Here is a 399-nt window from a genome sequence, read left to right as displayed (position 1 = left end):
GAAAAAAACCTTTACCTGAAATTTCAAATCATCCTGCAGCTTTTGGAACTGGCCATTGAGGATCTTCAACCAGGCATCGTCCTCTCTCATGTTATGCACTTGTTGGTTAATACGTAGCGCACCTGACACTGCTGCTGCCACGGTCGCTAAGGCGGAGCCTTGATGAGGTGTGCCCACAAAAACAATTGCTGATATACACTGAAGGACTTGCAGGAATTTTTGGTCTTGTAAAGTAGATGCGTGCACCAGTCCTGCCTTAATGACCAACCCACCAAGACTGTGGCCGACCAAGATTATGCGTCGTCCGGAAAGTGCCTTTTCATACAGCAACGCGGACATGAATGCTGTGCCCAGATCCGTAAGATGCATCGCACTGGCAGTCCACCCCGAGAGTGCGGC

At 49.9% G+C, this 399-nt stretch carries 1 protein-coding gene; it reads right to left on the bottom strand.

Annotation, left to right across the window (positions count from 1 at the left end; all coding sequences use genetic code 11):
• A partial coding sequence (locus AC0L3U_RS38570; RefSeq protein ID WP_473364986.1) for a PGAP1-like alpha/beta domain-containing protein occupies window positions 1-339 on the bottom strand: 339 nt, incomplete at its 3' end.
• Window positions 340-399: the final 60 nt, after the last annotated feature.

This window comes from Bradyrhizobium sp. Kon69 (assembly GCF_055807515.1).
The sequence above is the reverse complement of the archived record's forward strand: the minus strand, read 5'-3'. Positions and strand labels throughout refer to the sequence as shown.